3 protein-coding genes are annotated in these 3,684 nt (G+C 67.0%); 2 read left to right on the top strand and 1 reads right to left on the bottom strand.

Annotation, left to right across the window (positions count from 1 at the left end; translation table 11 throughout):
* Window positions 1–179: 179 nt before the first annotated feature.
* Window positions 180–1,556 (bottom strand): IS1380 family transposase, encoded by a 1,377-nt coding sequence (locus tag ACREXZ_RS30645; RefSeq protein ID WP_431767882.1) that lies wholly within the window; start codon window positions 1,554–1,556, stop codon window positions 180–182.
* Window positions 1,557–1,730: 174 nt separating this feature from the next.
* Here ACREXZ_RS30645 and ACREXZ_RS30640 point away from each other — a divergent pair, with 174 nt between their 5' ends.
* A complete protein-coding gene (locus ACREXZ_RS30640) occupies window positions 1,731–2,651 on the top strand; it encodes an Hsp33 family molecular chaperone HslO (protein ID WP_431767881.1) in 921 nt (306 codons plus the stop codon).
* 152 nt (window positions 2,652–2,803) lie between these two features.
* On the top strand, window positions 2,804–3,684 hold an 881-nt coding region (locus tag ACREXZ_RS30635), incomplete at its 3' end, for a metalloregulator ArsR/SmtB family transcription factor (RefSeq protein WP_431767880.1).

The following is a 3,684-nucleotide window of genomic DNA, read 5'->3' as shown; positions in this document are numbered from 1 at the left end:
GGCGTGTTGATGGCGGCGGAGTGAGCATTGGAGCGGCAAATATACAATAGGTTGTGGTTGCGATGAGCGCTGAGGCCGCCGACAGCGCTCTACCAACTGTGAGGCGTGGTTCGCGAGCGCAGGCTCGCCGCAACGGTTGCCGCAGTAAGTCCGACAGCGTGACGAGGGAGGTGAGAGGGCTACGCGGGCACGGCGCCGACGGAGAGCGCGATGCGCCGCCACTCATGTTGGTAGGCGGCGGTGCGCGGCAGATGCACGACGATGCGGCGCACGGAGCGTTCGATGCGGGCGCCGAGTTTGAGCAGCCGCTCGCGCAAGGTCGACACCTGGGCACGCGCCAAACCGGTGCCAGCCGCTCGGCGACGCAGCTCCTGCATGAGCACATAGGCGGCAGCGGTCAGGAGCACGCGCATCTGATTGGCCAGGAAGCGCGGGCAGCTGGTGCGGTCGATCTCCAACCCATGGTGCAACTCCTTGATCCGATTCTCGATCTCGCCGCGCGCGCAGTAGACCTTCTCATAGAGCCGGCGCGGGTTAGCTTTGAGGTTGGTGACCACGAAGCGCGGGTTCATCTTCGGCTCCCGCCCCGGATGGCGCACCACCTCGGCCTTGATGATGACGCGGCGTTTGGCGCTCCAGCTGCGCGCAGCGTAGCGTGTCTGGCCATAGACATGAGCGGTCTTGCCCGTGCGCCGCGAGCGGTGACGAGCCGTGCCCATCAAGCGTGCGGCGCGGCGCGCCAGACGCTTGTTTTTAGCCATCGCCACGACGTAGTCACAGCCCTCGGCCTCCAGGAACTTGAAGATCTCGGGGGCGGCAAAGCCGCCGTCGAGCCGCACCAGCACGCGAGCGCGTGGGAACGCTTCGCGCAGCCGTTCGAGCAGGCGGCTCAAAATCCCGATCGCCCCGAGCGTGGCCGGCGCATTGCCCGGCCGCAGCACGTAGGAGACGAGGTACTGCTCGGGCTCATGGTTGAAGGTGACAAAGCCGGCTACCGGCAGGTAGCACCAGGTGTCGTAGTGCCCGTTGAAGAAGGTGAGCTGCTGCGCCCCGTGGGTCGGGTCGTCGGTCGGATCCAGATCGATCGTCAGATGCTTGCAGCGCCGACCCAGCCGCCGCCGGTGCCGCTCGATCACGCACTCGGCCAGCGCTTCGGCTATCCGATACAGATCCGCTCGGCGCGCCGCGTTCTCAAAGCGCGACAGCGTAGGCTGGGAGGCCAGCATCGCCCCCGTCATCGCATCGCGATCGAGCAGCAGCTTATGGATCGGGTCCGATCCCAAGCGCGCCGCATCATTGCCATCGGCATAACCGCAGGCGATCCCGAAGAGCCTCTGGCGCACCAGATCGCGTACCGTGTGCTCGACCTTGCCGGACTGGCGCCGATCGGGCAGGCAGGCGGTGAGCCGTCGGCTCAGATTAAGCCCCGCATCGCAGGCCTTGAGCAGAATCGCTCCGCCATCGGAGCTGCCGTGCCGCTCATCGAACCGTGCCAGCAGCGGCTTGGGAAATAAACCGGGAAACAGGACAGTCTGTGGTGTGTTATCTTCAATCACGCAAAAGCCTCTTGAGTGGTGGAAAGCCTTGTCGCAAAGCCCTTTTACCACGATGGGGGCTTTTGTTTTTCAGAATTTCATGCCTGTTCGCGCATGATGCGGGCTAGACATGCAACCGGAGAAACTGACGCACCAGCCGAGCACTGCGCAGACACGGGAGTGCAGGGGCTAGACATGATTGCCGCCGGCGACCAGGTGCGGCGCTTCATCTTCGAGAAACGGCCGGTGCGCGGGCACTGGGTGCGGCTGGAAAACGCGTGGCGCGCGCTGCACGCTCACACCGATTACCCGCAATCCGTGGATGAGCTGCTCGGTCAGGCGGTGGCCGCCTCGGTGCTGCTGGCTGCGACGCTGAAGTTCCGCGGCACCCTCACGTTCCAGCTGCAGGGCAACGGTGCGGTGAAGCTGCTGGTGGCGCAGTGCACCCATGATTTCCGGCTCCGGGCGGTGGCGCGCTTTGACCAGGCGGCGGTGCGCGGGTCGCCGGCGGACGCGCGGCGCGGCGCCGTGTTTCGCCGGCTGGTCGGTACCGACGGTCGCGTCACGGTTACCATCGAAGCGGATGAGAAGAGCATGCGCTATCAGGGTGTCGTACCGCTCGCGGGCACCTCGCTTGCCGAATCGCTGGAAGCCTACTTTGCCTCCTCCGAGCAGCTGCCGACGCGCGTACTGCTGGCGGCCGATGGTGCGCGGGGCGCCGGAATGCTGGTGCAGAAGCTGCCCGAGGCCGCAGCCGCCGACGAGGAGGAGGTCACGGCAGCGTGGCAGGGGGCGCAGCGCGGCATCGAGCGCCTGAGCGCCGCGGAGCTTTTGACCCGTCCGGTGGAGGAACTGCTGGCGCGCGGCTTCACGGGCCACGACCTGCGGCTGTTCCGGGGTGCGCCGGTGCAGTTCGAATGCCGCTGCAGCGCCGGAAGGGTGGCGGGACTGCTGCGCGCCCTCGGGCCCGAGGAGGTGCGGGATGTGCTGCGCGAGCAGGGGGCGGTGACCGTGACGTGCGAGTTTTGCCATCGGCCCTATCGCTTCGATGCCGTGGACGTCGAGGCTCTGTTTGCGCAGGAACCTGCCACTGGAGGATCTCCAGCGATCCACTAGATGGGGATAATTTAACTATTGTCCCGTATCTGAGTTAATAAATGGATCTGAGGCTCGGGCGGGTCTCTCCCACAGGCTCACAACTCACCGGCCGGATGCATCCCTCCACAGCTCAGTTAGGCATTGTAATTAAAGACATGTACAATTATTTAATGAGTGTCCTGACTGCAGCGGACCTGGTGACGTGGCTGCGAGGGGCGGGGGAGCCGAGTCGCCTGCGCCTGCTCGCACTGTGCACGGACGGTGCGCTGAGTGTCTCGGAGCTGGCCCAGGCGCTCAAGCAGAGCGAGCCGCGTGTGTCGCGGCATCTGAAGATCCTGTGCCAGGCGGGGCTGCTCGCCCGGGTGCGGCAAGGACAATGGGTGCATTACCGCGTGGCCGACGACCCCGCCGCGGTGAGCTTCGTGCGCGGGCTGCTGGCACAGGTCGATCGGCGCGATCCCATACTGATCCGTGACCGCGCCGAGGCGCGCGCGGCCGCCGTGCCCGAATGTCACGCCCGCGCTGCCTCGCAGTCGCGCCTGGGTCGGGCGCTGACGGGATTTGCCGAGGCGAGCGGCTTCGGTTCCGGATTGGGATCGGTGCTGGTGGTCGGTGTCGCGCACCTGGAACTGCTGGCGAGCGCCGCCGCCGCCGCGCGTCACTGCACGGCCATTGCCCACTCGCGGCGCGCCGCCCAGGGCGCGCGCGCATTCGCCGAGCAGCGCGGCTTCAGCTGCCGTGTGCTGCCCGGCGAGAGCCCCGGCACCTTGAGCGATGCAGATCTGGCGCGCGCCGGGCAGTCATTCGATGCCGTGCTGCTCGATCACCTGGCGGGCGGGGAGGGCGTCGTCGCGCGGCTGCTCGAGCAGGCGCGGCGGGTCGTTGCCCCGGCCGGGCGTCTGTGGATCTTCCAGCGCTACGAATCGCTCGAGAGCACACACCTGCGCATCGTGGAGCATCCGCTGGCGCGGCTGCGCCGGCTGCTCGGCGCTGCGGGTCTGGTGTGTGAGCATCTGAGCCCGATCGAAGCCGACGGCGAGCACGTACTGGC

The organism is Paraburkholderia sp. (assembly GCF_050742655.1).
Taxonomy (GTDB): Bacteria; Pseudomonadota; Gammaproteobacteria; order Burkholderiales; family Burkholderiaceae; genus Paraburkholderia.
Note: the sequence above shows the minus strand (reverse complement) of the source record. Positions and strands in the feature narration are given on the sequence as shown.

Excerpts from the sequence above, each read along its gene's own strand:
- ACREXZ_RS30640 (WP_431767881.1), top strand. The coding sequence starts at position 1,731 with ATGATTGCCGCCGGCGACCAGGTGCGGCGCTTCATCTTCGAGAAACGG.